Annotated in this window: 26 protein-coding genes and 1 pseudogene; 9 read left to right on the forward strand and 18 right to left on the reverse strand. The window is 50.5% G+C overall.

Annotated elements, in window-relative coordinates; all coding sequences use genetic code 11:
- Nucleotides 1-33: 33 nt before the first annotated feature.
- From phoQ to iraM, 4 genes are all read right to left on the reverse strand, one after another.
- Nucleotides 34-1,497, reverse strand: coding sequence for a two-component system sensor histidine kinase PhoQ (phoQ, locus tag C2U53_RS20675; RefSeq protein ID WP_043000952.1), 1,464 nt, complete (start codon nucleotides 1,495-1,497; stop codon nucleotides 34-36).
- Nucleotides 1,497-2,168, reverse strand: a complete 672-nt coding sequence (phoP, locus tag C2U53_RS20680; protein ID WP_043000951.1) for a two-component system response regulator PhoP — start codon at nucleotides 2,166-2,168, stop codon at nucleotides 1,497-1,499. The genes phoQ and phoP overlap by 1 nt, the downstream gene beginning before the upstream one ends.
- 1,060 nt (nucleotides 2,169-3,228) lie before the next feature.
- Nucleotides 3,229-4,152 (reverse strand): lipid A deacylase LpxR family protein, encoded by a 924-nt coding sequence (locus C2U53_RS20690; RefSeq protein ID WP_225738973.1) that lies wholly within the window; start codon nucleotides 4,150-4,152, stop codon nucleotides 3,229-3,231.
- Between the two features lie 617 nt (nucleotides 4,153-4,769).
- Nucleotides 4,770-5,099 carry an anti-adapter protein IraM gene (gene iraM / locus C2U53_RS20695; RefSeq protein WP_043000949.1) on the reverse strand — a complete coding sequence of 110 codons (330 nt, stop codon included), beginning with the start codon at nucleotides 5,097-5,099 and terminating at the stop codon, nucleotides 4,770-4,772.
- 609 nt (nucleotides 5,100-5,708) lie between these two features.
- Here iraM and C2U53_RS20700 point away from each other — a divergent pair.
- Complete coding sequence (locus C2U53_RS20700) at nucleotides 5,709-7,019, forward strand: AppA family phytase/histidine-type acid phosphatase (protein WP_104446388.1); 1,311 nt, start codon at nucleotides 5,709-5,711, stop codon at nucleotides 7,017-7,019.
- Between the two features lie 300 nt (nucleotides 7,020-7,319).
- Here C2U53_RS20700 and purB read toward each other — a convergent pair whose 3' ends face one another.
- From purB to rluE, 5 genes are read right to left on the reverse strand one after another with little or no spacing between them, the layout of a single operon-like run.
- Entirely contained in the window at nucleotides 7,320-8,690 is a 1,371-nt protein-coding gene (gene purB / locus C2U53_RS20705) for an adenylosuccinate lyase (protein ID WP_104446389.1), read from the reverse strand.
- A 3-nt stretch (nucleotides 8,691-8,693) separates the two neighbouring features.
- On the reverse strand, nucleotides 8,694-9,335 hold the full coding sequence (hflD, locus tag C2U53_RS20710; protein WP_104446906.1) for a high frequency lysogenization protein HflD: 642 nt from the start codon (nucleotides 9,333-9,335) through the stop codon (nucleotides 8,694-8,696).
- Nucleotides 9,336-9,371: 36 nt separating this feature from the next.
- Nucleotides 9,372-10,478, reverse strand: coding sequence for a tRNA 2-thiouridine(34) synthase MnmA (gene mnmA, locus C2U53_RS20715; protein WP_090049949.1), 1,107 nt, complete (start codon nucleotides 10,476-10,478; stop codon nucleotides 9,372-9,374).
- A 54-nt stretch (nucleotides 10,479-10,532) separates the two neighbouring features.
- On the reverse strand, nucleotides 10,533-10,994 hold the full coding sequence (locus C2U53_RS20720) for an NUDIX hydrolase (RefSeq protein ID WP_044265517.1): 462 nt from the start codon (nucleotides 10,992-10,994) through the stop codon (nucleotides 10,533-10,535).
- A gap of 3 nt (nucleotides 10,995-10,997) precedes the next feature.
- Entirely contained in the window at nucleotides 10,998-11,663 is a 666-nt protein-coding gene (rluE, locus tag C2U53_RS20725; protein ID WP_104446390.1) for a 23S rRNA pseudouridine(2457) synthase RluE, read from the reverse strand.
- Nucleotides 11,664-11,834: 171 nt separating this feature from the next.
- On the opposite strand from rluE, the gene icd reads away from it, so the two are divergent.
- Together icd and C2U53_RS30400 are read left to right on the forward strand one after the other, a co-directional pair.
- Nucleotides 11,835-13,085, forward strand: a complete 1,251-nt coding sequence (gene icd, locus C2U53_RS20730; RefSeq protein ID WP_043000943.1) for an NADP-dependent isocitrate dehydrogenase — start codon at nucleotides 11,835-11,837, stop codon at nucleotides 13,083-13,085.
- Between the two features lie 471 nt (nucleotides 13,086-13,556).
- Nucleotides 13,557-13,766 (forward strand): hypothetical protein, encoded by a 210-nt coding sequence (locus C2U53_RS30400; RefSeq protein WP_228530480.1) that lies wholly within the window; start codon nucleotides 13,557-13,559, stop codon nucleotides 13,764-13,766.
- Between the two features lie 199 nt (nucleotides 13,767-13,965).
- On the opposite strand, the gene C2U53_RS20745 is transcribed toward C2U53_RS30400, so the two are convergent.
- Together C2U53_RS20745 and C2U53_RS20750 are read right to left on the reverse strand one after the other, a co-directional pair.
- The gene (locus tag C2U53_RS20745) at nucleotides 13,966-14,697 is read right to left on the reverse strand and encodes a MerR family transcriptional regulator (RefSeq protein ID WP_043000942.1); all 732 of its coding nucleotides are present in this window, start codon (nucleotides 14,695-14,697) and stop codon (nucleotides 13,966-13,968) included.
- A gap of 221 nt (nucleotides 14,698-14,918) precedes the next feature.
- Nucleotides 14,919-16,139 carry a diguanylate phosphodiesterase gene (locus tag C2U53_RS20750; RefSeq protein WP_104446391.1) on the reverse strand — a complete coding sequence of 407 codons (1,221 nt, stop codon included), beginning with the start codon at nucleotides 16,137-16,139 and terminating at the stop codon, nucleotides 14,919-14,921.
- Nucleotides 16,140-16,463: 324 nt separating this feature from the next.
- Between C2U53_RS20750 and ycgZ the strand changes: the two genes are divergently transcribed.
- From ycgZ to C2U53_RS20765, 3 genes are all read left to right on the forward strand, one after another.
- Nucleotides 16,464-16,703 carry a regulatory protein YcgZ gene (gene ycgZ / locus C2U53_RS20755; RefSeq protein ID WP_043000940.1) on the forward strand — a complete coding sequence of 80 codons (240 nt, stop codon included), beginning with the start codon at nucleotides 16,464-16,466 and terminating at the stop codon, nucleotides 16,701-16,703.
- Between the two features lie 70 nt (nucleotides 16,704-16,773).
- Nucleotides 16,774-17,079: a hypothetical protein gene (locus C2U53_RS20760; RefSeq protein ID WP_104446392.1), complete on the forward strand. Its 306-nt coding sequence runs from the start codon at nucleotides 16,774-16,776 to the stop codon at nucleotides 17,077-17,079.
- Nucleotides 17,080-17,120: 41 nt separating this feature from the next.
- Entirely contained in the window at nucleotides 17,121-17,387 is a 267-nt protein-coding gene (locus C2U53_RS20765; RefSeq protein ID WP_043001947.1) for a biofilm development regulator YmgB/AriR family protein, read from the forward strand.
- A 532-nt stretch (nucleotides 17,388-17,919) separates the two neighbouring features.
- On the opposite strand, the pseudogene C2U53_RS20770 reads toward C2U53_RS20765, so the two are convergent.
- A pseudogene (locus tag C2U53_RS20770) lies at nucleotides 17,920-18,125 on the reverse strand (integrase); the annotation flags it as partial.
- Between the two features lie 113 nt (nucleotides 18,126-18,238).
- The gene (gene fdhF / locus C2U53_RS20775; RefSeq protein WP_104446393.1) at nucleotides 18,239-20,386 is read right to left on the reverse strand and encodes a formate dehydrogenase subunit alpha; all 2,148 of its coding nucleotides are present in this window, start codon (nucleotides 20,384-20,386) and stop codon (nucleotides 18,239-18,241) included.
- A 462-nt stretch (nucleotides 20,387-20,848) separates the two neighbouring features.
- Between fdhF and C2U53_RS20780 the strand changes: the two genes are divergently transcribed.
- A complete protein-coding gene (locus C2U53_RS20780; RefSeq protein ID WP_043000937.1) occupies nucleotides 20,849-21,097 on the forward strand; it encodes a GlsB/YeaQ/YmgE family stress response membrane protein in 249 nt (82 codons plus the stop codon).
- A 62-nt stretch (nucleotides 21,098-21,159) separates the two neighbouring features.
- On the opposite strand, the gene yoaJ is transcribed toward C2U53_RS20780, so the two are convergent.
- Together yoaJ and C2U53_RS20790 are read right to left on the reverse strand one after the other, a co-directional pair.
- Nucleotides 21,160-21,234, reverse strand: a complete 75-nt coding sequence (gene yoaJ / locus C2U53_RS20785; protein WP_086513017.1) for a protein YoaJ — start codon at nucleotides 21,232-21,234, stop codon at nucleotides 21,160-21,162.
- Nucleotides 21,235-21,237: 3 nt separating this feature from the next.
- Nucleotides 21,238-21,336, reverse strand: a complete 99-nt coding sequence (locus C2U53_RS20790) for a YoaK family small membrane protein (protein WP_042287604.1) — start codon at nucleotides 21,334-21,336, stop codon at nucleotides 21,238-21,240.
- 188 nt (nucleotides 21,337-21,524) lie between these two features.
- Between C2U53_RS20790 and C2U53_RS20795 the strand changes: the two genes are divergently transcribed.
- The gene (locus C2U53_RS20795) at nucleotides 21,525-21,836 is read left to right on the forward strand and encodes a hypothetical protein (protein ID WP_104446394.1); all 312 of its coding nucleotides are present in this window, start codon (nucleotides 21,525-21,527) and stop codon (nucleotides 21,834-21,836) included.
- Here the strand turns inward: C2U53_RS20795 and C2U53_RS20800 are convergent.
- Together C2U53_RS20800 and C2U53_RS20805 are read right to left on the reverse strand one after the other, a co-directional pair.
- Nucleotides 21,822-22,169 (reverse strand): DUF488 domain-containing protein, encoded by a 348-nt coding sequence (locus C2U53_RS20800; protein WP_043000934.1) that lies wholly within the window; start codon nucleotides 22,167-22,169, stop codon nucleotides 21,822-21,824. The genes C2U53_RS20795 and C2U53_RS20800 overlap by 15 nt on opposite strands.
- Nucleotides 22,153-22,662, reverse strand: a complete 510-nt coding sequence (locus C2U53_RS20805) for a DUF523 domain-containing protein (RefSeq protein WP_044265507.1) — start codon at nucleotides 22,660-22,662, stop codon at nucleotides 22,153-22,155. The genes C2U53_RS20800 and C2U53_RS20805 overlap by 17 nt, the downstream gene beginning before the upstream one ends.
- Nucleotides 22,663-22,816: 154 nt before the next feature.
- Here C2U53_RS20805 and C2U53_RS20810 point away from each other — a divergent pair, with 154 nt between their 5' ends.
- Nucleotides 22,817-23,524, forward strand: a complete 708-nt coding sequence (locus tag C2U53_RS20810; RefSeq protein WP_043000932.1) for a CTP synthase — start codon at nucleotides 22,817-22,819, stop codon at nucleotides 23,522-23,524.
- A 35-nt stretch (nucleotides 23,525-23,559) separates the two neighbouring features.
- Here the strand turns inward: C2U53_RS20810 and C2U53_RS20815 are convergent, their stop codons facing one another.
- A complete protein-coding gene (locus tag C2U53_RS20815; protein ID WP_043000931.1) occupies nucleotides 23,560-24,741 on the reverse strand; it encodes a CynX/NimT family MFS transporter in 1,182 nt (393 codons plus the stop codon).
- Between the last annotated feature and the right edge of the window lie 41 nt (nucleotides 24,742-24,782).

Raw genomic sequence — 24,782 nt, forward strand, 5'->3', positions numbered from 1 at the left:
CGTGCAGTTGGCTCATATTTATTACATTTTGGTTTAGTCGTCTTTCGGCCCCGGCTGTTGATGTCCAAAAATGACTTCCATACGTGCACCGCCGAGCAGGCTGTCGCTGGCAACGATTTTGCCATCGTATTGCTCGGTAATTTCTCGCGCCACGGCCAACCCGACCCCTTGCCCCGGACGCATCGTATCCACGCGTTGACCGCGGTCAAAGACCAGATCGCGCTTGCTGAGTGGGATCCCTGGACCGTCATCTTCCACCACGATGTACAGATGATCGTCGGTCTGGCGGGCAGAAATCTCAACAAACTCGAGACAGTACTTGCAGGCATTATCCAGCACGTTGCCCATCACCTCGACAAAATCGTTCTGCTCGCCGACAAAGCTGATTTCCGGTGAGATATCGAGGCTAATGTTCACGCCTTTACGCTGATACACTTTGTTCAGCGCCGAGGTGAGATTATCCAGTAGCGGTGCGACCGGATGCAGTTCGCGGCTCAGCAGGACGCCCCCGCCGCGCATACTGGCGCGATGCAGATAGTAGCCGATTTGCTGTGAAATCCGGCTGATCTGTTCGAGCATTACCGGTTCTGCCTCGCTGACGCTCATCTTATCGCTACGCATCGAACGCAACGTACTTTGCAGCACGGCGAGCGGTGTCTTCAGGCTGTGGGTGAGATCGGTCAGCGTGGTGCGGTATTTGTCATAACGTTCGCGCTCGCTTTTCAACAGGCGGTTCAGGTTACGCACCAGGCTGGTCAATTCCCGCGTCGTTGCAGGGTTAAGCTGTTCGCGGTGGTGTTCTTCCAGTTCGCGCACCTCACGAGCCAGTGCCTCAATGGGGCGCAAACTCCACCAGGCCGCCACCCAGAGCAGGGGAATGACCAGCAACAGGTTGGCAGCCAGCACATAAATAAACCAGCTCCAGACCATATACGAGCGTTTAAGCTCAATCGGAATGGTGTCTACCACCACAATCGTCAGTTGCGGCATGCGCGCGGTAGCCGGGTAGACGTTAACCGCCACCGAGTGGGTCATTTCGGCGTCGTCGTCATCTTCCCGAACCTCTTTCAATCGTTCCTGAACGGAGTGATCGTCATTGAGCAGCGAGCTGCTGGCGCTGATGTCGGCTTCTATTTCATGAAAACCATTACTTTTCAGCCAGTCGGGCTGAATCAGTCTGACCAGCCAGGGGACGTTACGCTGGGCCCACAGCAGTTTGCCGTTCTCATCATAGATCAACGACATCGTGGGACTCTGCATGTCGAGGTGCTCGGGAAGTTCGACGTGGATCTTATTACCTTCCCATTTTGCAAGCGTATAAAAGAGATTACTTTCGCCGCGCAGCAGACGAAACGTGGTCTTATCGAAACTCACGCTGTAGCCGACCAGCGCAACCATGCCATAGGCCAGAGAAAGCACCAGCACTACGCCTGCGGTGGCCAGCAGAAAACGCAGGCGCAGTGACAACGGAAAAAGATGACGCAACAGTTTATTCATCAGCGCAATTCAAAAAGATATCCCTGACCCCGCACAGTGGTAATGACTTCATCCGGATACTGCGCCTGTATTTTTTTACGCAGGCGGCCCATCAGCACGTCGATAGTGTGGCTTTCACGTAGCTCGGCGTCCGGATACAGCTGCAACATCAGCGAGTCTTTGCTGACCACTTTGCCATTATTGCGGATCAGCGTTTCCATGATGGTGTACTCAAACGCGGTCAGTTTGATCACTTCATCATTGACCGAGAGTTCGCGGCGCGAGAGATCAACCTGAAAAGGCGGAATAGAGATAATCTGCGAAGCGTGGCCGCTGTTACGGCGCATCAGCGCCTGCATCCGCGCGGCGACTTCCTCAATATGGAACGGCTTGGTGACGTAGTCATCTGCACCTGCGCTCAGCACTTCCACTTTGTCCTGCCAGCTTTCACGGGCGGTCAGGACGAGAACCGGGAGAGAAACGTCATTGCTCCGCCAGCGGCGGATCAGTGAAAGTCCATCTTCATCCGGAAGACCCAAATCGACGATAGCGATGTCAGGCAAGTGTTCGTTAAGGTAATAATCGGCCTCTTTGGCATCTTCGGCGTCGTCAACCTGATGTCCGGCATCCTGAAGCTGAACTTTCAGGTGATGACGTAATAACGCATTATCCTCAACAACCAGTACACGCATCATCTTTTCTCACTCTATTTACGGTATGAATAGTTTAACGCTGATTATGTAAGTTGAAACCAGCACAATGAAATTAAATGACTTTTTTATCAGGCCCCGCCCTTGGGATAATCCCTGGAGCAATGCTGTTGGCATTTGATTATTCCGCAGGCTGACCTGGTCCTGGGTCATGTCACCAATCCACGTAGAATAAACCTCACACACCATGCGAGCATCTTCATGCCCCATCTGGCGGGCAATGAATGAAGGATTCGCTACGGCTATCTGCATCCAGCCAGCATAAGTAAGCCGTGACTGACAGGCATTTCTCTGCCTGATACCTGAAAGTTTAGTACCACGTTTCCCGCCACAGGAAATCGAGTATTTGGGAAAGAAACCTTCTTTAGTATATGAACCCGATCCGGGGATAAAGACAACGCGACGTTCTTATGCCAGCAACCGTTATGGGCGGAACACACAAATGTTTATTCGTCTGGTCTCTGGATACATGGATCTCACCTTTTTCAGGTCTACATCCTCCCAGGCCAGCGCACATATTTCCCCTGGTCTTATCCCCGTGTGTGTTGCCACTATAATGATGAAGGCAAGTTTGTGGGGAAGTGCCAAGATCAGCGCCTGATACTCATGAAGTAAAAGTGGATCGGGATCTGCTTTAACGAGCTGGAGCCTCGATACCCCCTCATAAGGTGCATGTAATATAAACTGACTTCTGTTCGCAAGCTTCAGCATTTACGATAAAACTGCCATTTGTTTATTTACTGTTGAAGGGGAGCGACCTTTTTTGATGAATTCTGGCATTGCAGGGTTACCCTATATTGCCATGCAGACGGACAGGCATGATGGACTGGACTGTCCGGGGAAATGTACGGTCAGGTTATAGTATTCGCGGTCACTTAATCTTTCTCACAGATAACTGAGGGAGTGAAACTTATCGGGAAACCTCACCTGTATCTCCATGGATTATAGGTCGCGGTGAGGGCGGAAAGCATATAAAAGTGTGCGGACTGCCACTTATCAGCGACAGCCCCGCAGATACTTATCGTTATGTTTTGGCGGATGATTAAAAGAGGAAGGTCACAGAACCATTGACAAATGAATAATCTTTTCCAGTTTTAAACTCCGGTGATACACGATTAAAAGATAAGGTGAAAGCGACCGGAGAATAACCTAAAGTGGCTCCGATGCGATATTCATCAACGGTATGATTAAGGGAGACGGTTTCATTTCGGGTCTGAAGCGTTTTTCCTTGTAATGTATAGTTACGGTCAACTTCCCGACGTTCCATCCCGGCAAATATCTTGTATATTAAACCATCATTTTTTGATGTATGCATTAACCCACGAGTCGCAAGCAGACCATACCCGTTATCTGAGTTCAGGATTTTGTCATTGCCTATGGCAAGCGTTGCACCGTATCCTACATATTCAAAAAGATTTCCGCTTACCGCGGATATTTCTGGATAAATACCAACATTCGTTCCCAGGATATCCACATCAGGAGTCAGTGATAGCATTCCTTTAACCGTATACCCATAGCGATTTTCGATTTGATCATCCCATGCTTGATATTTTTCAGCATTAATCATTTGATGAGCTTTATTCTGGACTTGTTGACCGCCAGCATCTGGTCCAATCACGCCGACGTCTGTCCCCAGGCGATAGCGAAACCAGCTATTTGCTACAGAATTCCATTCAACACCCGTGTACAGAAAGGCACTAAAAGCTCTGTCTCCGGTTATTGCTGTTGGTAACCGCTTGTTGTCTCCTGATGGTGAGTAAATATCTTGTGCGATATGAAACGATAACTGGCTTGAGTCTGTAACATCATGGCTATAACCCAGGAAGAGACCTTGTGTATAATCATCGCGAGCTTCATCTTTATGACTATAAATTTTGTTAAGCGCAGGCTGAAAGATACCTGCGTCATCATTTGACAATGATAATGCGATGCTATCAGCCTGAACAACAGGTGTCATGAAAAACATTGTGAATAACGCAATGCGGGTTAATGACTTATTCATAAGCAGCCTCCTGAGAATTTCCCTTTTTTAATCGGCCAGGTATTACTTCTTTCATAAATTAACATAAAATAAACACCTTCCTTTCTGCAATAAAATGTGGTTAATGTGTTATTTTTTTATCGCTTTATATGGCTTATGTGTGGTAAAAGTTTTTTCAGGAGGGATGGATATTAACAGTCATGCACTTTTGAAAAACTCTTCAGCATTTATTGCATATAGGGGATGTTCTTGATGGAGTTGTGCGTTTTTGCGGGGGGGGTATTGTTTTTTTTCTGTAAAACAAAAAGATAAATGAGTGTTATTCCTGTCCTGAAGCGCGGGATATGATGCATGTCATCGACTCTACTGCAATGAATATGTTCATTTTGGTTATGCTTTTTTATGCAAAAAAAACCGCATATTGCTATGCGGTAAACCATTGGGAAGAATATTAAACACATCTGAATTTCGCAAGAACACTGTAATAAATAACGAAGGTTTATTCAATGTGTCATAGGCTAATTATGCTGATCTTTGCATATTATTATCATTTTGTTTCTTTTTTGCGTGATGATAGGGTGTAACATGGCTATGAGAACATACTATTTTATCAATCCGTACGGACAAATGGCTATTCTGCAGTGTAGAGCACTTGTACATTGGGCTCCTTTAATGCTTTTCCTTCCAGGACATTCATTGCTGCACTCGATTATTTTCCAGAAGGTCTTGTTAAAGGGAGTGACGTTATAAATTGTCAATGGAAAAAATTTCCCGTCAATGTAAATCCCTGAGTCAGTCTGCGAGACACTGGAACCTGGAGGAAGAAAAACATCAGATTCATACCATATAATAAGCTTTATTTTACACCAGAGGATTGAAAATGAAATTCCACTCGAAGAACAGACAACAGTATCAACAACTAACCATTCCATATTAGAGACCTTAACATTACTAATGACAATTTTTCATAGATGAAAAGTGTAGTTGTTTTTTGATAACTCATTGAAAAAGATCATTTTTTTGATTGTGTTTTTGTTCGTGAGTTATTGATTTTATTATTATAACGATCTTTTGTTGAATCTTTTTGTTTCACTTTTTTAATATTTGTATTTCTTTTTTATAAGTCTTTATAAAATTGGTGGTCAAATTATAAACATGGATTTTTTCAGGGTGAGAGGGAATTATTTAATCTGTGATACCCCTATTTGTCATTGTGCATAGTGACATGCCTTATCCTTTTCTTTAGAGATGGTGATACAGCCTGTATGTTGAAGGTCGATTCTTATGACTAGTACAAATTATGTTGCACATGGGAGGCCAGTTATCACATTAAGTCGTGGTTATGTCTCTCGTGGGCGCTAATGGAAGAAGGCTTTCGCGTAGTGAAAAATAACGGCGTCGGCCTGGTAGTGGTCTCTCTTTCTTATGCGATGAGGTTCATTGGAATAGTGGCGTGGGATGAATGTTTATGTGATAAGATGATTATACAGTAATCCCTATGTTAACTATTTATGGTTCATTAACTATAAGGTTGGCTGGCAATGAATACGCTACTTTTTCGATTAATAATGTTTATATTCATGTTTGGTTCTTTCCCATTACAGGCGGAAGTGCCAGATGACATGAAGCTTGAACGAGTTGTGATAGTAAGTCGCCACGGTGTAAGAGCACCAACAAAGTTCACCCCATTGATGCAGGAAATCACACCTTACCATTGGCCGCAATGGGATGTTCCGCTGGGCTGGTTGACGGCTCGGGGTGGTGAGCTCGTCACCGAAATGGGACGATATCAACAAAAAGTATTAATCGATAACGGCGTTCTGGAAAGTAACGTATGTCCGTCACCAGAACAGGTGGCAGTTATTGCCGATACCGATCAGCGCACTCGTAAAACCGGTGAGGCATTTCTGGCTGGATTTGCGACGGGATGTAAAAATAAGGTTCATTATCAAAAAGAGCACGATAAAAAAGATCCTCTTTTTAATCCAGTAAAAATGGGGGTGTGCGCTTTTAATGTACAAAAAACTCAGGAAGCGATTCTGACACGTGCCGAAGGAAACATTGAACGGTACACTCAGCGTTATGACTCTGCATTCCGTACTCTGGAACAGGTTCTCAATTTCTCCCGGTCAGCAGCATGCCGATCAACCAGCCAGTCTGGTTGTACGCTACCAGGAACCTTACCTTCAGAACTCAGGGTTTCTGCGGATACCGTTGCATTATCTGGCGCGTGGAGTCTTTCTTCCATGCTGACGGAAATATTTCTATTGCAAGAGGCGCAGGGAATGCCAGAGGTTGCGTGGGGACGAATTCACGGGGAGAAAGAATGGACAGCATTATTAAGTCTGCATAATGCTCAGTTTGACCTTTTGCAAAGAACTCCCGAAGTTGCCCGCAGCAGAGCAACACCATTACTCGATTTGATCAGCGAAGCATTAGTGAGTAATGGGTCAACAGAAAATCATTACGGAATTAAATTACCCGTCTCATTATTGTTTATTGCTGGTCATGATACCAATATTGCAAATCTCAGTGGGGTATTTGATCTTAACTGGTCTCTACCTGGGCAGCCAGATAATACACCTCCTGGCGGGGAGCTGGTTTTCGAAAGATGGACGCGAGTGAGTGATAACACTGACTGGATTCAAATTTCGTTTGTTTATCAGACTCTCCAACAAATGCGTGAGTTTAAACCTTTTTCATCTTCGTCTCTCCCAAACAAGATTGTGCTTACGTTGCCCTCTTGTCAGGATAAAAATCCTGAGGGTATGTGTCCATTAAAGCATTTTATTGACATTGTGCAGACAGCACGTATTCCACAATGTGCAGTGATGGCTGATGTAAACCGTTAAATATAATTCGTAGAGAATAGGGAGATTAAGAACGGTAGTGGCAAACAGGTGAACGTTTAAAAGCGAAGTTTTGGGAATTTCAGGTGTGCATTTTGGGGCAGGATTTGGGAGCAAATCCTTCTCTAATGTCTCGGTATTAATATAATGTTTTGTTTTGATACTGTTTTTTGTCTGCGTAGTTTGTGCTGATGATGGTGTTGTGGGGATCAATATTTCGTAAACCGGGGAAGGGACGTGCCGGGGGCGGCGCGATCCATGTGCGAAAGTCGGCCCGGTGACGTCGTGTCACCGGGCAAGTGATTATTTCAGCTCATCCACCATGGCGATGGCTCGACCAATATAATTGGCCGGAGTCATGGCTTTCAGGCGGGTTTTCTCGTCATCCGGCAGCGGCAGGCTGTCGATGAATTGCTTCATGCCTTCCGCGTCGACACGTTTACCACGGGTTAACTCTTTCAGCTTTTCGTACGGCTTTTCAATACCGTAACGACGCATCACGGTCTGGATCGGCTCTGCCAGTACTTCCCAGTTATGATCCAGTTCGTCCAGCAGATGGTCGCGGTTCACTTCCAGCTTGCTCACCCCTTTCAACGTGGACTGGTAGGCGATCAGCGCATAGCTGATACCCACACCCAGGTTACGTAGAACGGTGGAGTCCGTCAGATCGCGCTGCCAGCGGGAAACCGGCAGTTTGCTCGCCAGATGTTGCAATACCGCATTAGACAGACCCAGGTTGCCCTCGGAGTTTTCGAAGTCGATTGGGTTCACTTTGTGCGGCATGGTGGAAGAACCAATCTCACCGGCAATGGTTTTCTGTTTGAAGTGGTTCAGCGCGATGTAGCCCCAGACGTCACGATCGAAATCGATCAAAATGGTGTTAAAGCGGGCGATGCAGTCAAACAGTTCGGCAATGTAGTCGTGCGGCTCGATCTGTGTGGTGTACGGGTTCCACTGGATACCCAGCGAGGTGACGAACTCTTCGCTGAACTGATGCCAGTCTACTTCCGGGTAAGCGGCGATGTGGGCGTTATAGTTGCCGACGGCACCGTTGATTTTACCGAGAATTTCCACCTGATTAAGCTGGCGGAACTGACGCTCCATACGATAAGCGACGTTGGCCATCTCTTTACCCAGCGTTGACGGCGTAGCCGGTTGGCCGTGGGTACGGGAGAGCAGGGGAATGTCGCGATACTGTACGGACAGATCTTTGACCGCGTCGATCAGTTGACGCCAGTAAGGCAGCACCACTTCATCGCGGGCGGTTTTCAGCATCAGCGCATGAGACAGGTTATTGATGTCTTCCGAGGTGCATGCAAAGTGAATGAATTCGGATACTGCATGCAGTTCCGGCACATTCGCCACTTTTTCTTTCAGGAAATACTCAACCGCCTTGACGTCGTGGTTGGTGGTGCGCTCGATAGTTTTAATACGCGCGGCATCTTCTTCATTGAAGTTCGCGACGATAGCGTCGAGGAAACCGATTGCGTCGGCAGCAAAAGCAGGAACTTCCTTGATCGCTGCGTGCGCGGCCAGTTTTTGCAGCCAGCGTACTTCTACCTGTACGCGGTATTTCAGCAAACCGTATTCGCTGAAAATCCCGCGCAGCGCGCTGACTTTATCGCCGTAGCGTCCATCGACAGGGGAAACGGCGGTCAGTGAGGATAATTCCATAGATCACAACTCCGGGGTTAAATGAGCAAGAATTTGTTTTGCCTGAGTGGTCAGGCGATTACGAGAAAACATGAGCTGCAGACGTCCACCGCCAACCTGGTGCCAGAGCACGGCAGCGCGAATGCCGGCCAGAAGCGAGGCGCGAACCTTGGCCTGTACCTGCGGGCTCTGCAATACAGCAGGGGAACCGGTCACCTGAATGCGCGGACCGAGCGGGCTGATGACATCGACATAAATTCCGGCCATCGCGCTCATCAGCGTTTCGGATTGCAGATCAAAGTGATCGAGCTGGCGTTGCAGGCCGTTGATCCGCTCGCCCAGTGTATCCAGAGCACCTTTGGCGACAGTGAGTTTACGCTCGAGTACCATCAGACTCAGCGTGTAGCGGGTCAGTTCCGCGTTCAGCCCCTGACGGCTGCTGGCATTCAACACGCCGAGCAGGGTTTCCAGCCCGAGACGCAGATTCGCCTCGCTGCCGCCGAACACGCCCAGCGTTGAGCTGGGGTTCATATCGATAACGCTGTTCAGTGAGACGTGGAGCGCATCGGCATCACAATGTCCCTGGTGCGCCAGTTGTTGCACCAGGCGTGCAGACTGGCAGATCCCAGCCAGTGCGAGGGTGATGTCATAATAATTCTTTGCCACGGTCACTGCTTCCTTGTATCAGTCTGTTAAGAATAATTATACCGGCAGGGGCAGTCGCTGCTCGATAATACCGCCGCCGAGGCACACTTCGCCGTTATAGAAGACCGCTGACTGGCCCGGCGTGACGGCGGCAATCGGCTCGTCAAACATCACTTCTACGCGTTCGGCGTCCAGCGCTTTGACGGTGCACGGAATATCAGTCTGGCGGTAGCGGGTTTTCACTGTGCAACGCATTGTGCCGGTGAACGGCAGGCGATCAACCCAGTGTAGTTGCTGCGCAATCAAGCCGACGGACATCAGACGCGGATGCTCATGACCCTGAGCGACCACCAGAATGTTGTTCTCAACGTCTTTATCCACTACATACCACGGATCTTCCGTGCCCTCTTTGGTGCCACCGATGCCAAGACCTTTACGCTGACCTAGCGTGTGGTACATCAGCCCCTGATGCTGACCAATCTCTTCGCCGTCCACGGTAATGATTTTACCCGGCTGCGCTGGCAGATAACGGCCCAGAAATTCGCGGAACTTACGTTCGCCGATAAAGCAAATGCCGGTAGAATCTTTTTTCTTCGCGGTAACCAGTCCCAGGTCTTCGGCAATTTTGCGCACCTGCGGTTTTTCCAGTTCGCCGACCGGGAACAGACTTTGTGCGATCTGCTCATGGCCCAGCGTGTAGAGGAAGTAGCTCTGATCTTTATTGCTATCTAAGCCGCGAAGCAGGCGACTTTTGCCGTCGACATCTGCCCGGCGGACATAATGCCCGGTAGCGATATAATCAGCGCCCAGATCTTCTGCAGCGAACTCCAGGAAGGCTTTAAATTTGATCTCTTTATTGCACAGAATATCCGGATTCGGCGTACGGCCAGCTTTGTACTCTTCAAGAAAGAGCTCAAAGACGTTATCCCAGTATTCTGCGGCAAAGTTTACGGTATGCAGTTCAATGCCGAGCTTGTCGCAAACGGCCTGAGCGTCAGCCAGATCGGCGGCCGCTGTGCAATATTCCTCACCGTCGTCCTCTTCCCAGTTCTTCATGAACAGGCCTTCTACCTGATAACCCTGTTGTTGCAACAGCCAGGCGGAAACGGAGGAATCGACACCGCCGGACATGCCGACGATCACTTTTTTTGGGCTTTCTGACATTGGAATACTCACGACATTGAACTTCAAGGCGGCGTATTCTATCACGCACCCCTTTTAGTTGACACCCTCTGTAAACGGCCAGTTAAATGCGCCGATCGTCTCCAGTGGGTAACGCACGCCGTTTTGATAGCAACGAACACTTTCGGCAACCAGCGGAGAACGCAGGTTTGGGGCGGTAAGGATGGTGTCGGCGCTCACCCACCGGCAGCAGTCGATATCGCTGTCATGGGGTTCGGTGTCGCACATATTGGCAAGTTCAATCGAAAACAGGAAACGCAAAAACGGCGTATTGTCCGGCGCAATCCACTGATGCATGCGAATGAAGTGCTGAGGCTGCGCCTGGATGCCGGTCTCTTCCCACAGTTCACGCGTGGCGGCCTGGACTAACGTTTCGTCGGCTTCCAGATGTCCGGCGGGCTGGTTCCACAGCGCTTTACCGTTGATGGTCTCTTCAACAATTAAAAACTTATCCTCTGCATGGACGATGCAGGCGACCGTGACGTGCGGTTTGAACATGATTTATCCTTTCTTTTGATCAGTGACATCCCGCCATTCACCGTTGCTCAGGTTTCCCAGGGTGTAATCACCCATCGCATAGCGGATCAGGCGCAGTGTGGGGAAGCCAACGTGCGCGGTCATTCTCCGCACCTGGCGGTTACGCCCTTCATATAAGGTCATTTTCAGCCAGGCGGTGGGGATGCTTTTACGTTCGCGAATCGGCGGATTGCGCGGCCACAGCCACTCAGGTTCCTCGACGATCTCAACTCCTGCGGGCAGGGTAGGACCATCGTTCAGCGTCACGCCATTGCGCAACGCTTCCAGCGCTTCCACTGTCGGTTCGCCTTCCACCTGTACATAGTAAATTTTCCCGGTGCGCTTGCCGGGTTGTGTCAGACGCGCCTGCAATGCGCCGTCATTGGTGAGCACCAGCAACCCTTCGCTGTCTCTGTCGAGACGACCTGCGGCATATACGCCCTGCACAGGAATAAAATCTTTTAACGTGCGGCGTCCGGCCTCGTCGGTAAATTGTGGCAAAACATCGTAAGGTTTATTGAACAAAACCACGCGTTTTGGCTGGTTTTCTTTCCGGGGCTTAGTGACTTGTCGTTGGCTGAATCGCTCAACCCGGTGATTTCTAAAAGAAGTTTTTTGCATGGTATTTTCAGATCTTATCAATTGCCGCATTATAGCCTAATAACGAGTGTCTTTCATGGCAGCGAACATTAGGGTAGTATTGACATGCTCATTACAAAACATTAACAAAAAATTGCTCTAACGCAGTCGTGCAGCAGGACGCAAAGGCACATGCAGCGCGATGACAGACGAGCAAACCAGAAGCGCTCGAAGGAGAGGTGAATGGAAAGCAAAGTAGTTGTTCCGGCGGAAGGTAAGAAGATCACCCTGCAAAACGGCAAACTCAACGTTCCTGAGAATCCGATTATCCCGTTTATCGAAGGCGACGGTATCGGTGTTGACGTAACCCCTGCCATGCTGAAAGTGGTCGATGCCGCTGTCGAGAAAGCCTATAAAGGCGAGCGTAAAATCTCCTGGATGGAAATTTACACCGGTGAGAAATCTACCCAGGTATACGGCCAGGACGTCTGGCTGCCAGCTGAAACCCTGGATCTGATTCGTGACTACCGCGTGGCGATTAAAGGCCCGCTGACTACCCCAGTCGGTGGCGGTATTCGCTCTCTGAACGTTGCGCTGCGTCAGGAACTTGACCTGTACGTCTGCCTGCGTCCTGTTCGTTACTATCAGGGCACTCCAAGCCCGGTTAAACATCCGGAACTGACCGACATGGTTATCTTCCGTGAAAACTCAGAAGACATTTACGCCGGTATTGAGTGGAAAGCGGATTCTGCAGATGCGGAAAAAGTGATCAAATTCCTGCGTGAAGAGATGGGCGTGAAGAAAATTCGCTTCCCTGAACACTGCGGTATCGGTATCAAACCATGCTCCGAAGAAGGGACCAAACGTCTGGTTCGCGCGGCGATCGAATATGCAATCACTAACGACCGTGACTCTCTGACCCTGGTGCATAAAGGCAACATCATGAAGTTCACCGAAGGCGCGTTCAAAGACTGGGGTTACCAGTTAGCGCGTGACGAATTCGGCGCTGAACTGATCGATGGCGGCCCGTGGATGAAAATCAAGAATCCAAATACCGGCAAAGAGATCGTGGTCAAAGATGTGATCGCTGATGCGTTCCTGCAACAGATCCTGCTGCGCCCGGCGGAATACGATGTGATTGCCTGTATGAACCTGAACGGTGACTACATTTCTGACGCCCTGGCAGCACAGGTAGGCGGTATTGGTATCGCCCCTGGCGCTAACATCGGTGACGAGTGTGCGCTGTTTGAAGCAACGCACGGTACGGCGCCGAAATATGCCGGCCAGGACAAAGTGAACCCGGGCTCTATCATCCTGTCCGCTGAGATGATGCTGCGCCACATGCAGTGGTTCGAAGCCGCAGACCTGATTGTTAAAGGTATGGAAGGCGCGATCGCCGCGAAGACCGTGACCTATGACTTCGAACGTCTGATGGAAGGCGCTAAGCTGCTGAAATGTTCAGAGTTTGGTGACGCGATCATCGCGAATATGTAATAGCGATAATTGTTAAATCTATTAACGGGAGCGTAACGCTCCCGTTGTTTTTTGTTAGTCTGCTAACGGTTATCAAAATTTTATCAAAACTAGTTATCAAAACCCCCTGGTAGTCTGGGGGAGGCTGGTCGATCAGATGACAGCTCCACTGCCCGGTTCCCATTAGGCATTTCTCAGTTTTGGTGGTGGATGCTCGTTAATAGTTAGGTCCGTTCTGTGACAGGTGCGGGCGTCTTAATGTTTGTTCAGCTAACACAAGTTGAGCGTTTCATAATGATATCTCTTTGCGGATCAGCCCAACCTGGAAGATATGTTCACCCACTTCGGTAAACCCAACCTTACGGTAAAAAGAGATGGGATTACGCATTTTACCTTTTCGGGCGAACTACATGGTCGTCTCTCATCATTTGAGGTGTTCGCGCGGTCAAGATCCCTGGCGTCCCGGTTAGCCCTGCTGCAGCGACTGAGCGGGTGAATGCGTTACGTCAACATCTGCGCGCTGGCGTAACCATCGCTATCAGTGGCGATACGTATGCGGGGCTGGGATTAAATGCCGGTTGTGAGGTCTGGTACTCCGTATGTGGTGGGGCTGTTCCTGAAATGGCGAAACAAATCACTGAAGCTACGGCGGCAAACGCTCATCAACGCGTTATTGCCCATGTACAAGGGCGCTTGAGCTGAAGTCATTTCCCCGCAGGACTGGCAGTCTGTCGTCCTTTTGAAACCAGGCAGGAGATCGGTCATCTTCGCATGTTTGAAACAACAACTTTAGGCCGTTTTTCGCTCATAAGGAACAATCCTGCTCATCTCTCCCACATTAAGGAGATTGGAGTATGAACAGCGTCACTCAGGGTGAGATCATGGACGAACGGTGATGGCATCAGGGATGGTGAAAGACCAGCGAATAACCCTGCTCGTGCCAATGCTGAAGCAATTCCTGCTGGCGGCGGGTCGGTTCGATGCCGGTCCAGACAAACAACTGTTGTCCAGGAAAGAGTTCCGGACGTGGAGAATCCAGCGGTTCAGCCAGTACGGCGATGTGCCAGCCTTGCTGAGACAAACGCCAGGCTTCCAGCCACAGACGTGCGCGGTCTTCGGTATCCCAGCCAATCAACAACGCATCTTTGCCTGCTTTTTTGCGGGCTTCGGACATACAGGCGGTCACAAATTCAATCAGCACGCCATCAAGCAAGCTGCACATGATGCGGGCTGTATTATGGTCGAGGCTAAGGCGTTGGCGTACGGGAACGAAAATGTGATCGATAAGATCGTCTGAAGTATGCTCACGGGCAAGAGCACCGATTTTGGCCCGTAACCTGTCCGGATGAGCAAAACGCAGCACGCCCATCATTTCTTCCTGCAAAGTGGTCCAGTCATTATGGGTTGCCACAGTGCTTTGTTCCAGCAACACTTTGACCTTGCTTACCGGCACACCGCTTTTAATCCATCGCTTGATCTCTTCAATGCGCTGGATATCGTCTTCATCAAACTGACGATGGCCGCCTTCGCTGCGCCGGGGCTTTAACAATCCATAGCGCCGTTGCCAGGCGCGCAGGGTAACGGGGTTGATACCGCATCGTTCAGCGACATCGCCTATGCTGTAAAATCCCATAGTGTCCCTCATACGTGGACCGAATCGTTCCTTACAAACTAACGAATCAGCCGTGTTTGTACAATTTATTGTTTATTGTACAACAGCCTCGTAGTAAGCCTAGCTAAAAATAATGAACGTCAGGTAAACAACACTGATGAGACAGGAAACGTGTACAGCATCCCCTGATGGTGTAGCGAGGTTCACCTGCCGCCATGAATACAGCAGGTGAAATAAGAGGATTACAGCGGTGTTTTTTTCTCAGGCCATGCAACCGGTGGAATTCCACAGAAGCAAGGCGCGGCAAAAAGATGCCCCTGGAACTGAGAAATACCCGCCGATTCCAGCCACATCCATTCTTCGGGCTTTTCAACCCCGACGGCTGATATCGCAATTTCCAGAGACGCATAGCACTTAATCATGGCCTGGATGATGGCCTGTCGTGGGCCGCTTTTATGAACATCGCAAATGAGGTCGCGATTAATTTTGATGCGATCGGGTTGGAACTGCGCCAGCAGCCGCAGACCGCCAAAACCGGCACCAAAGTGATCGAGGGCGATACTGATCCCAGATGATTTCAGGGTTCTCACCGTCTCCGTAAAGGCTTCAAACTCGGAGATAACCTCGCGTTCAGTGAACTCAACGATGATCTGTTCCGGAACAAGACCACTGTCAGCAATGGCATTGAGCAAATAGCTGGCTGCATCCGGCACCTTCACCAACGTCATGGGCAACAGATTCACGGACAAAACCTGATCGCGCAGACCCAGTGAGGTCGCCAGTGTAAAAGCGACTTTCTTACTTTCCAGGTCGGCCAGATAAATATCGTCGCCCTTAATATTGTCAAAATAGCGCTGTGGCGAATCACCCGAACGGGTACGCAGCAGCGCTTCCAGAGAGACAATTTCCTGAGCAAAAGGATCGATGATGGGCTGAAAAGCAAAGCTGCAATTGGCCTCCTCACTGACTGACGTCAGGGGAATCGTGCGAGCGGATTCGGTCGCAATAAAATCCCACGTGTCAGAGGGAGGGATCTCAAAATAATTCTCTTTTTCAGTGGCTTCCACGAAGGTGCGGAAGAACTGCAGCGCACGGTCGTTGTAGGTAAGTTGGTATCGGGATGTGCCCTTGTCGAGAATGGTCTGTAATACCTCCTCCCGATCATGTTCCCGTAAATCAAAAAGCTCCATTCCCACTTTCCCAAAGCGGCGGGAGGGACCGTGATCGCACAGCAGTTCGACAACATTATAGTGGCGCTTGTCTTCACAAATCGCCTGATAAATAGCCCTTACGTTTTCATCAGGGCCTTCAAGCAGCTGAAAAAAATGTGTGCCGTTAAACAGCAAAATGCCTGTCACGTCAGCACGCCCATTTGTAAGGTTAGCGGCGGCGACCATACTTTCGAGCGCCTTCACCGGGACGTCATCACAGAGATGACTGCGGTAGATAATGGTAGTGAGCATGATTTTCCGGCATTGAGGAATGATGTTTAACCCTAACAGAACGGAGGAGATATAACACATTAAATTAACGAAAGTTTTACTTAAAAGTGGCAGGTGGGGTTGGAAGTGGAGGATAGCGATGGCATCACCAAAAAATGAGCCTCAAAGTAGTGTACAGATAACTATCAGAAAAATACCTATGTATAAGTTATAACTTATTGAAAATAAATCATTAGCACTTTTTGTCAAAAATGAAATCATGCATTTGTACAGGTTTTGTGTACAATTTTTCTAACTTTGAATAACGCAGCATTAACCTTTTACTGATTCGCACAGGAGAGACTCATGCAGCAAAATGGTTACATTTCAGATACAGCTAACGCCATTGCGCAGTATTTCAGTAAGGCCAATTTGCCGACTCAGCAGGAAACATTGGGGCAGATTGTGGTGGAAATTCTAATGGACGGGCGCAATCTGAATCGCAAGACACTGTGTACAAAATTACTTGGTCGTCTGGAAAAAGCGACCTGTGTAGAAGAGGAGGGTCATTATAACGCGCTGATTGGTTTGCTTTTTGAGCGCTGAGCCCTCGTATTAAAATCGTGAATCAACATGATGCTGTGTTCCTGTCCTTGGCAACACGGCAGAAGAGAGAATGATGATGAACAGAAGTGACATTGAACAACTCACAGACGAACTTATCGGCCAGGCAGTGTTGACGCTGCTGAAACGTAAAGCGGCGGTGAATTCAATGGCCCTGGTCACTCAACTCCGCGTTATGCAGGAAACTGAAATGGACGCCCGTCGTCGAGAGGTATTTCCGCTAATTATTTCTTACATTGAAGCGGTGATAGCTGATAAAGCAACGTCAACACCGACATCCAGACATAGCGGTCAAATGGACACCGTCCGCTCACTTTCAGGGACAACCCTGAAGTCAGGAAAAGGAAAAATTCACTAAACGCTTAACTTTTAATGATGGTGAAAATGATGAACACAGCAATCACACAACAACCTGATATTTATAGTGCTTTGCCTGATCACGTCCTTTCAGATTATTTTCGTCATGCCGGCGACGCCCTTGCTGAAGAAGCAATGGTTTTGGGCGCAGCTATACGCCATATTCTTATAAAGGGTGAGCATATTAATAACAAAAATATCATTTTATCTCTGATACAAACGCTGGAAGTCACGGATGACATCGTACATGCAGATGTGATAAGAAAAACCCTGGAAATTGTTGTCGGACATACTATAGACGATATTTGATGTATTTAACGGAGGAAGTCAATTTTCTGCTCTATTTAAATGCTCAGCGTTGGGTCAGTCGATTATTGCCGACCTTATGTTCCTGGTTTTCCTGAACTGGAAAATAAATCATGCGTAGCGAAAACTAGGTGCAGTCAGCGCATGACGACCTCTGGTTGTCAGATAATTATCTCAGGTGGGGAATGGAAAGCATTTTAGAACACATCTCCTTTGGGAATACTGCAATACGATACGTGTTTTAACCGAGAACCAATACATTGACGTCCTGAAATATAACTGCGATCGAGGTGGCAGCAAAATTATTCTCATGACGGAAGTGACGTTTGGAACAAACGTGCAGAATGTTCAGGTGGTGCGAAGATTAAAACTCGAGGCGATTCAGTCGCTAATGTGTAATTATCCCAGAAAGCTACATCGGCTACATTTGAATCCCTTTGGAGTCTGGATAAGTCTATGTCTGTTTTTCGCTGTGAGTTCAATGGGTCGATGCAACGCTATCCTTAATCAAGGTGGCGTTGGGATGCTTAAATTTTCACAACGTTACTTTGCTCCATCCTTTGCCGCAGTCATCGTGATAACGATCGGTTTGTTGATGCGTTTTATGGCCAGGTAGTTTTTGTATATCTAACCCTGTACTTTGTACAGACGCTCAGATAATAACCTCTGTTCATGGAAAATTGCCGGCGTTCCTTCTCCCCATTCAATGCCAGCAAGGTCTCCTGCTTTGCTAAAATTGATGCGTCGCATACAGTAGTTCGAAGCCGCAGACGCGATCATCAAAAACATGTACTCCAGATTCTGGGTTGTATGTGAACGGGAGCCATCAGGCTCCCGTTATTACGTCCGTTCCGCTATCCTATCGCCTCGCAAAGGCGCGTCTTCATGTCACTATAGGCCTGTGCGGCATAGCGTTCAGCCCACGTCTGATCGTCGATCTTCTCGATATTAACCGCACAATACTTGGTTTCCGGCGTCTTTGAGATAGGGTCGAGATTATCCTGCGTGAGTTCATTACACGCGCCAATCCACCATTGATAGGTCATGTATACCGCTCCCTGATTGATGCGCCCGGAGACATCCGCCCGACTGATCACTTTTCCCCGACGTGAACTGACCCACACCAGGTCGCGATGGCGAATTCCTGCCTTTTGCGCATCCTGCGTGCTGATCTGCACATAGCCTGGCTCATCGGCAAGCGCCTGCAGGGCGGCACAGTTGCCGGTCATGGAACGACAGGAGTAGTGACCGACTTCGCGCACCGTACACAGAACCAGCGGATAGGCCTCGTCAGGCACTTCCGCGGGTGCGCGCCACGGTGCAGCAAACAGCTTGCCTTTACCGTCTGGCGTGTCGAAGCGGCTGTTTTCATACAGATAGGGCGTGCCGGGATGGTCGAGGTCGGGGCAGGGCCACTGGATATGCCCCAGGTCGCCCATCTTTTCCCAGGTGACGCCGTAGAACAGCGGACACAGTTCACGCATCTCATCCCAGATCTGTTGATTGTTTTCATAGTGCATGGGATAGCCCATTTCACTGGCGAGCAGGCTGATAATTTCCCAGTCTCGCTTCACGTCGCCAGTGGGGTCGACGGCCTTTTCGAAACGCTGGAAGCCGCGATCGGCGCAGGTGAATACGCCGCCGTGCTCGCCCCAGGAGGTGGCGGGTAAAATGACGTCAGCCATCTCGGCGGTTTTGGTCATAAAGATATCCTGCACCACGACAAAATCCAGCGCCGCGAAACCGTCACGCACCAGCCCCAGATCGGCTTCCGTTTGCAGCGGATCTTCCCCCATGATGTAGTAGGCTTTAATTTTCCCTTCCAGCGCCAGATGCGGGACTTCGGTAATGCGTGTGCCGACCTTGTCATCCATCCGGCTGGCGTCAATGCCCCAGGCTGTGGCGAACTTCTCTCTGACGGCCGCATCGGTGACATCCTGATATCCCGGAAAAAGATTCGGTAATACGCCCATGTCGCAGGCACCCTGGACGTTGTTCTGCCCGCGAACCGGGCCGACGCCGACGTGTGGACGACCCAGGTTACCGGTCAGCAGGGCAAGGCTCGATAATCCACGCACCACGTCCACGGCCTGACCGAACTGCGTCACGCCCATTCCCCACATCACTGTCGCGGAAGGGGCGGCGGCAAAGGTCCGCATCGCCTGACGAACTTGCGACGCCGGAACGCCGGTTAAATGCTCGACCGCTTCCGGCGCATAGTCTTTAACCGTTTGCCAGTAAGCATCCAGCCCCTGCGTGTGCTTATTCACGTACTCCTTGTCGTAAAGCAGTTCGTCAATGAGGACGTAACCAAACGCATTCACCAGCGCCATGTTGCACCCGTTATTCAGTTGCAGATGCTGGTCAGCAATGCGTGCGGTTTCAATACGGCGGGGATCGCAGACGATGATCTTCGCGCCATTCTGCCGCGCTTTGATCACCCGGCGCGCCACAATTGGGTGAGAGTCTGCGCAGTTATAACCGAAGATCAGCAGACATTTTGAGTTTTCGATGTCGTTGATGGAATTACTCATTGCACCATTGCCCAGCGTTTCCTGGAGGCCAGCGACCGAAGGCCCGTGACACACGCGGGCGCAGCAGTCCACGTTGTTGGTGTTGAGAACCGCGCGGGCGAATTTCTGCATCACATAGTTGGTTTCATTGCCGGTACCGCGAGAAGAACCGGTTGTCATAATGGCGCGAGGGCCCGCGTTGTCGCGGATTTCCAGTAAACGTCGGGCGGTATAGCGGATGGCTTCATCCCAGGTGACCGGGGTAAATTTGTCGCCTTTCTGGTAGCGGATCAATGGGCGGGTGAGGCGGGGGGTCAAAAGGCGGGTATCGTTAAGGAAATCCCAACCATAGTACCCTTTCAGACAAAGTTGGTTCTGGTTAGTCACCCCCTCAGCCGCTTCAGCACGGATGATTTTGTTATTTTCAACAACAAGCTTGAGCTTGCACCCGGCCCCACAGTAGGGACAGACACTGGTGATTTTTTTCATCAATAACAGACCTGTTAAAAGCTGAAATAGCGCGAATTGTGACGAAGCCTGAGCGGAGCCGCTGAAGCTTCGGGTTGTCGTCATGACGCAGGGGATAAGCACAATACGTGCCAGAGTGGCAAAGCCTGGGCTGACGCGGAACGAGGCACAAGCTGCAGGAAAAATGACAGCGGATTCGACATAAATGACGAACGGACGTCAAAAAAAAGCCCGCACAGAGGCGGGCAAGACATACTGGAAGCAATGTGAGCAATGTCGTACTGAATACCCGAGTTATTTACTCAACTATTCAGTGATGAGAAAGATAATCTTTATCATCTAAACTTGCAACCCCAACTTTTGTGGGAGAAATCAGAAAGCTAAATTAAGTGATGTTCATCACAAACTTCAATTTCCTGACATTGTGCTATCCTTTTTAACGGCGAATAAACCGCTACTGTAAAATCGATAAGTGAGGAAAAAATGGGCATTATTTCATGGATTATTTTTGGTCTGATTGCAGGTATTCTGGCGAAGTGGATTATGCCTGGTAAGGATGGTGGTGGATTCTTTATGACGATCATCCTGGGGATCGTCGGTGCCGTAGTGGGCGGCTGGATCAGTACGCTGCTTGGTTTTGGGAAAGTCGATGGTTTTAATTTCGGCAGCTTTGTGGTGGCGGTTATTGGTGCTATCGTCGTCCTGCTTATTTACAGAAAAATCAAAAGCTAAGGCGCAATAATTGACTGACAAAAGGCGACCTGAGGGTGGCCTTTGTCATTTCAGGCCTGGCGTTACCACCAACCCAGTTCGGTACCCAGCACCACGACTATCGCGACGACAATCATAATCAGCGTCGTTTTTTTCATGATTTACGCCCCCGGTGCGGCATAGCCACCGATAAAAAACCAGGCCAAAAAAACCACGGCCGTAATAAAAATGACGACGGGAAACAGTATGCCCAGTCTCATGCGATCACCTGTCTGAATTATGCAAAGAGCTGCAAGGATAACAGGGGTTAATGGGTGACAAAAGGGGTGTTGTCCTCACGCTTTTCGCTTATTCTGCGAGTCGCCAGGACGTGACAAGTACGCTTTCGGCAGGCTATTATTTCTCAGAATTATCTTAAACACAGTCGCAAGCGCGCAACGAGAGAAGTATGTTCCAGCTAAAGCCGGGCACCCTGGCGCTGATTATTGGTGCGAAAACATCGGCCGGACGCGGCAATATCGGCAAGACGGTGGAATTGTTCCATCTCTGCCAGCCGGGTGAGGTATTTATTAATCCCATAAATGGATTTACCACCATGCTGCCGAAAGAGACGCCACGTGCGCTCTGGCTGGTGACGGGGGAGGTGGTGTCGGCAAACTGGCAGCAGGGTTTTGCCTGGGTCAGAGCGGAACACTTGATGCCTCTGTTGCCGGATATTCAGCCTGAATCGACGGTTACCCGCGAATCACAACTCGCGTAGCCAGTCTGCCAGCACAAGGGCGTGATTTTGTTCGCTGTTTTTGGCGGCGTACAGCAGCGTCAGTGTCTGCTGGCGGGCAATCTGCGCCAGCCGCTCGCCTTCCTTCTTCTGCGTGACAAGTTCCGCGCGGTACTGCTCAGTAAAATGCTGAAAATCGATCGTTTCTGCGTGAAAAGCTTTGCGCAGCTCTGTCGAGGGAGCGAGCGCTTTGACCCACTCATTGAGCACGAGATCCGCTTTTTTGATCCCGCGTGGCCACAGTCGGTCAACCAGCACCCGGTAGCCGTCGCTGTCTTCTGCCGGGTCGTAGACGCGTTTACACTGAATATTCATGTTTGTCATTCTCCTCAATCCAGGCGCAAAACTCATCGAGCTGTTGGTCGGAAAAAACCGTGATTCCGTGCTGGCGTAGCAGCGCGGTGGCCACTCCCATACCGGGATGACGTTGTCCGCTGAAGCTGCCATCGTAGATAAACTGACTGCCGCATGTCGGACTACCGTCGGTGAGTAGCGCAACGTCACAGCCGGTCTCCTGTGCCGTGCGCAGCGCCAGCCAGGCGGCAAGCTGATAGTGCCCGGTGACATCTTGACCGTTCTTTTCCACAATGGATGCGCGCCCGTACATCACATCGTTGCCATCGGCCCGAACAATTTCCGCCGATGGGCGTGGTGTCGGCAAGCCTGCGGCCAGTTCAGGGCAATGGATGACCAGACGCTGTTCTGCCTGCAAACGCGCCAGTATCGCAGCGGGATGCGCTTTCTCGCTGCCGTTATAACGCACCTTCAGCCCCATCAGGCAAGCGCTCACTAAAACCTTACTTTTCATCGCATTTGCCTCGTCCGGCAGAAAAACTGCTCCCGATCACTATATCACTTCGCACGCGTTCATCCCTAAATTAAGGGATTGTGATGGCAGTAAAAGATCGGTAGGCTGAGGTTCCTTATGTTGTCCCCAATTGTTCTGACGTAAGGAATTCTCCATGGAAATATCCCCTGTAAAAGATACGCTGCGTATTGCGCTGGTGGGTGATTACAACGCTGGCATCACGGCGCATCAGGCGATTCCTCTGGCCATCGACGACGCTGCTGCGGTTCTGGAACTGCTGGCGGATTACGACTGGCTGTCCAGCACTGAAATCACCAGTGCAGAAGATCTGGTGGGCTATGACGCCATCTGGGTGGTGCCTGGCAGCCCCTATAAAAATACCGAAGGCGCGTTGACGGCCATCCGTTATGCCCGCGAAAACAGCATTCCTTTCCTGGGAACCTGTGGCGGTTTTCAACACGCCATCCTTGAATATGCGCGTAATGTGCTGGGCTGGTCAGATGCTGCCCATGCGGAAACTGACACAACGGGCCGGATGGTTATTGCGCCACTTGCCTGTTCGCTGGTGGAAAAAACCGACGAAGTTGAACTGCGGCCCAATACGCTGATTGCTAAAGCCTATGGTCAGCCGGTGATTTCGGAGGGCTATCAGTGTAACTACGGCATTGCTGAGGCGTTTGCGGCTGAACTGGATAGCGGTGATCTGCGGGTGACCGGCTGGGATGATAACGGGGATATTCGGGCGGTGGAATTGGTGACGCATCCGTTCTTTGTCGCCACGCTTTTCCAGCCTGAACGTGGCGCTCTTGCGGGGAAACCGGTTCCCCTGGCGCAAGCGATGCTGCGCGCTGCGCGAGGCTAATCAGTAGGGCAGACATCACGTCTGCCCTGAGCTTATCAGGCGGTAATCTCTTTATTTCGTCCCGCATAGAAACCGAATATCGCCATCGCTATCGCCAGCGCCGCAACGGTCAGCAGCGGGATCTGCCAGTCTCCCTGGGCGTCATGGATCCTGCCCATCAGCGGCGGCCCGCAAGCGGCTAACAGATAACCGACGGATTGCGCCATGCCGGAAAGCGCTGCTGCCTGATGCGCAGAACTGGCGCGCAGGCCGATAAAGGTCAGCCCCAGAATCATCGTTGCACCGGAGCCGAATCCAAACAGCAGCGTCCATAGCACCGCCTGATCCGGCATAAACCAGAAGCCAGCGGCACCCACAGCGCACATCAACGACACCAGTGCGGCGATGCAGCGCTGATCGTGAAAACGGTGCAGCACCAGCGGAATGAGTAAACCGGGAGAGGCGGTTGCTAACTGGAGCAAACCATGCAGCGAACCGGCCTGCGCCTCGCTGTAGCCGTGGCTGATTAAGATTGCTGGCAGCCAGCCGATAATCACGTAATAGATAAGCGAGTTAATTCCAAGAAATAACGTCACCTGCCAGGCCAGCGGTGAACGCCAGATGCCGCGTGCGTGCAGGGTGCGCGAGGTGGTTACGTTCGCGTGGGCGGCATGACGCCACTGCGGCAGCCAGATCAGCAACGCCAGTAGCGGAAACACCATCAACAGCAGCAACGCCCCGCGCCAGCCAAACCCGCTTAGCGCCAGCGGAACCACCAGCGCGGAGCCCAACGCGGCGGCAGCCCCCATCGTCAGGGAATAAGCACCGGTCAGTCTGGCGACGTGCTGCGAGAAATCGCGTTTGATAAGCCCTGGCAGCAGCACGTTGCCGAGGGCGATACCGCAGCCGATGATGGCAGTGCCAAGAAACAGTAAAGAGGCGTTCGGCAGTGAGCGCACGGCAACCCCGGCGCAAATCAGCAGCATTGCCGCGAAGAGACTGCGTTCCATGCCAATACGGCGGGCAATGCCGGCGGCAAGCGGAGAAACCAGCGCAAACGCCAGCAGCGGCAGGGTGGTTAATAATCCCGTCTGGGCAGTCGTAAGACCATAGTCCGTGCGAATCGCTTCCAGCAAAGGGGCGGCGCCGGTAAACGTCACGCGCAGCGTGGTGGCAATCATCAGGATACCGGCAATCAGCAGGGCACCGTGGTTGCCGCGTGGTGGTGAAGAAGTCATTGTTCTCTCATATCAACAGGTGAGGCCGTACCTTACCGCGT

The sequence above is a fragment of the Citrobacter sp. CFNIH10 genome (assembly GCF_002934585.1).
Lineage (GTDB): Bacteria > Pseudomonadota > Gammaproteobacteria > Enterobacterales > Enterobacteriaceae > Citrobacter_A > Citrobacter_A amalonaticus.

What these genes read in the sequence shown, in the direction of transcription:
- phoQ (WP_043000952.1), bottom strand. Translation starts at nt 1,497, where the DNA reads ATGAATAAACTGTTGCGTCATCTTTTTCCGTTGTCACTGCGCCTGCGT.
- phoP (WP_043000951.1), bottom strand. Translation starts at nt 2,168, where the DNA reads ATGCGTGTACTGGTTGTTGAGGATAATGCGTTATTACGTCATCACCTG.
- C2U53_RS20690 (WP_225738973.1), bottom strand. Translation starts at nt 4,152, where the DNA reads ATGTTTTTCATGACACCTGTTGTTCAGGCTGATAGCATCGCATTATCA.
- iraM (WP_043000949.1), bottom strand. Translation starts at nt 5,099, where the DNA reads ATGGAATGGTTAGTTGTTGATACTGTTGTCTGTTCTTCGAGTGGAATT.
- C2U53_RS20700 (WP_104446388.1), top strand. Translation starts at nt 5,709, where the DNA reads ATGAATACGCTACTTTTTCGATTAATAATGTTTATATTCATGTTTGGT.
- purB (WP_104446389.1), bottom strand. Translation starts at nt 8,690, where the DNA reads ATGGAATTATCCTCACTGACCGCCGTTTCCCCTGTCGATGGACGCTAC.
- mnmA (WP_090049949.1), bottom strand. Translation starts at nt 10,478, where the DNA reads ATGTCAGAAAGCCCAAAAAAAGTGATCGTCGGCATGTCCGGCGGTGTC.
- C2U53_RS20720 (WP_044265517.1), bottom strand. Translation starts at nt 10,994, where the DNA reads ATGTTCAAACCGCACGTCACGGTCGCCTGCATCGTCCATGCAGAGGAT.
- rluE (WP_104446390.1), bottom strand. Translation starts at nt 11,663, where the DNA reads ATGCGGCAATTGATAAGATCTGAAAATACCATGCAAAAAACTTCTTTT.
- icd (WP_043000943.1), top strand. Translation starts at nt 11,835, where the DNA reads ATGGAAAGCAAAGTAGTTGTTCCGGCGGAAGGTAAGAAGATCACCCTG.
- C2U53_RS20745 (WP_043000942.1), bottom strand. Translation starts at nt 14,697, where the DNA reads ATGGGATTTTACAGCATAGGCGATGTCGCTGAACGATGCGGTATCAAC.
- C2U53_RS20750 (WP_104446391.1), bottom strand. Translation starts at nt 16,139, where the DNA reads ATGCTCACTACCATTATCTACCGCAGTCATCTCTGTGATGACGTCCCG.
- ycgZ (WP_043000940.1), top strand. Translation starts at nt 16,464, where the DNA reads ATGCAGCAAAATGGTTACATTTCAGATACAGCTAACGCCATTGCGCAG.
- C2U53_RS20760 (WP_104446392.1), top strand. Translation starts at nt 16,774, where the DNA reads ATGATGATGAACAGAAGTGACATTGAACAACTCACAGACGAACTTATC.
- fdhF (WP_104446393.1), bottom strand. Translation starts at nt 20,386, where the DNA reads ATGAAAAAAATCACCAGTGTCTGTCCCTACTGTGGGGCCGGGTGCAAG.
- C2U53_RS20780 (WP_043000937.1), top strand. Translation starts at nt 20,849, where the DNA reads ATGGGCATTATTTCATGGATTATTTTTGGTCTGATTGCAGGTATTCTG.
- C2U53_RS20790 (WP_042287604.1), bottom strand. Translation starts at nt 21,336, where the DNA reads ATGAGACTGGGCATACTGTTTCCCGTCGTCATTTTTATTACGGCCGTG.
- C2U53_RS20795 (WP_104446394.1), top strand. Translation starts at nt 21,525, where the DNA reads ATGTTCCAGCTAAAGCCGGGCACCCTGGCGCTGATTATTGGTGCGAAA.
- C2U53_RS20800 (WP_043000934.1), bottom strand. Translation starts at nt 22,169, where the DNA reads ATGAATATTCAGTGTAAACGCGTCTACGACCCGGCAGAAGACAGCGAC.
- C2U53_RS20805 (WP_044265507.1), bottom strand. Translation starts at nt 22,662, where the DNA reads ATGAAAAGTAAGGTTTTAGTGAGCGCTTGCCTGATGGGGCTGAAGGTG.
- C2U53_RS20810 (WP_043000932.1), top strand. Translation starts at nt 22,817, where the DNA reads ATGGAAATATCCCCTGTAAAAGATACGCTGCGTATTGCGCTGGTGGGT.
- C2U53_RS20815 (WP_043000931.1), bottom strand. Translation starts at nt 24,741, where the DNA reads ATGACTTCTTCACCACCACGCGGCAACCACGGTGCCCTGCTGATTGCC.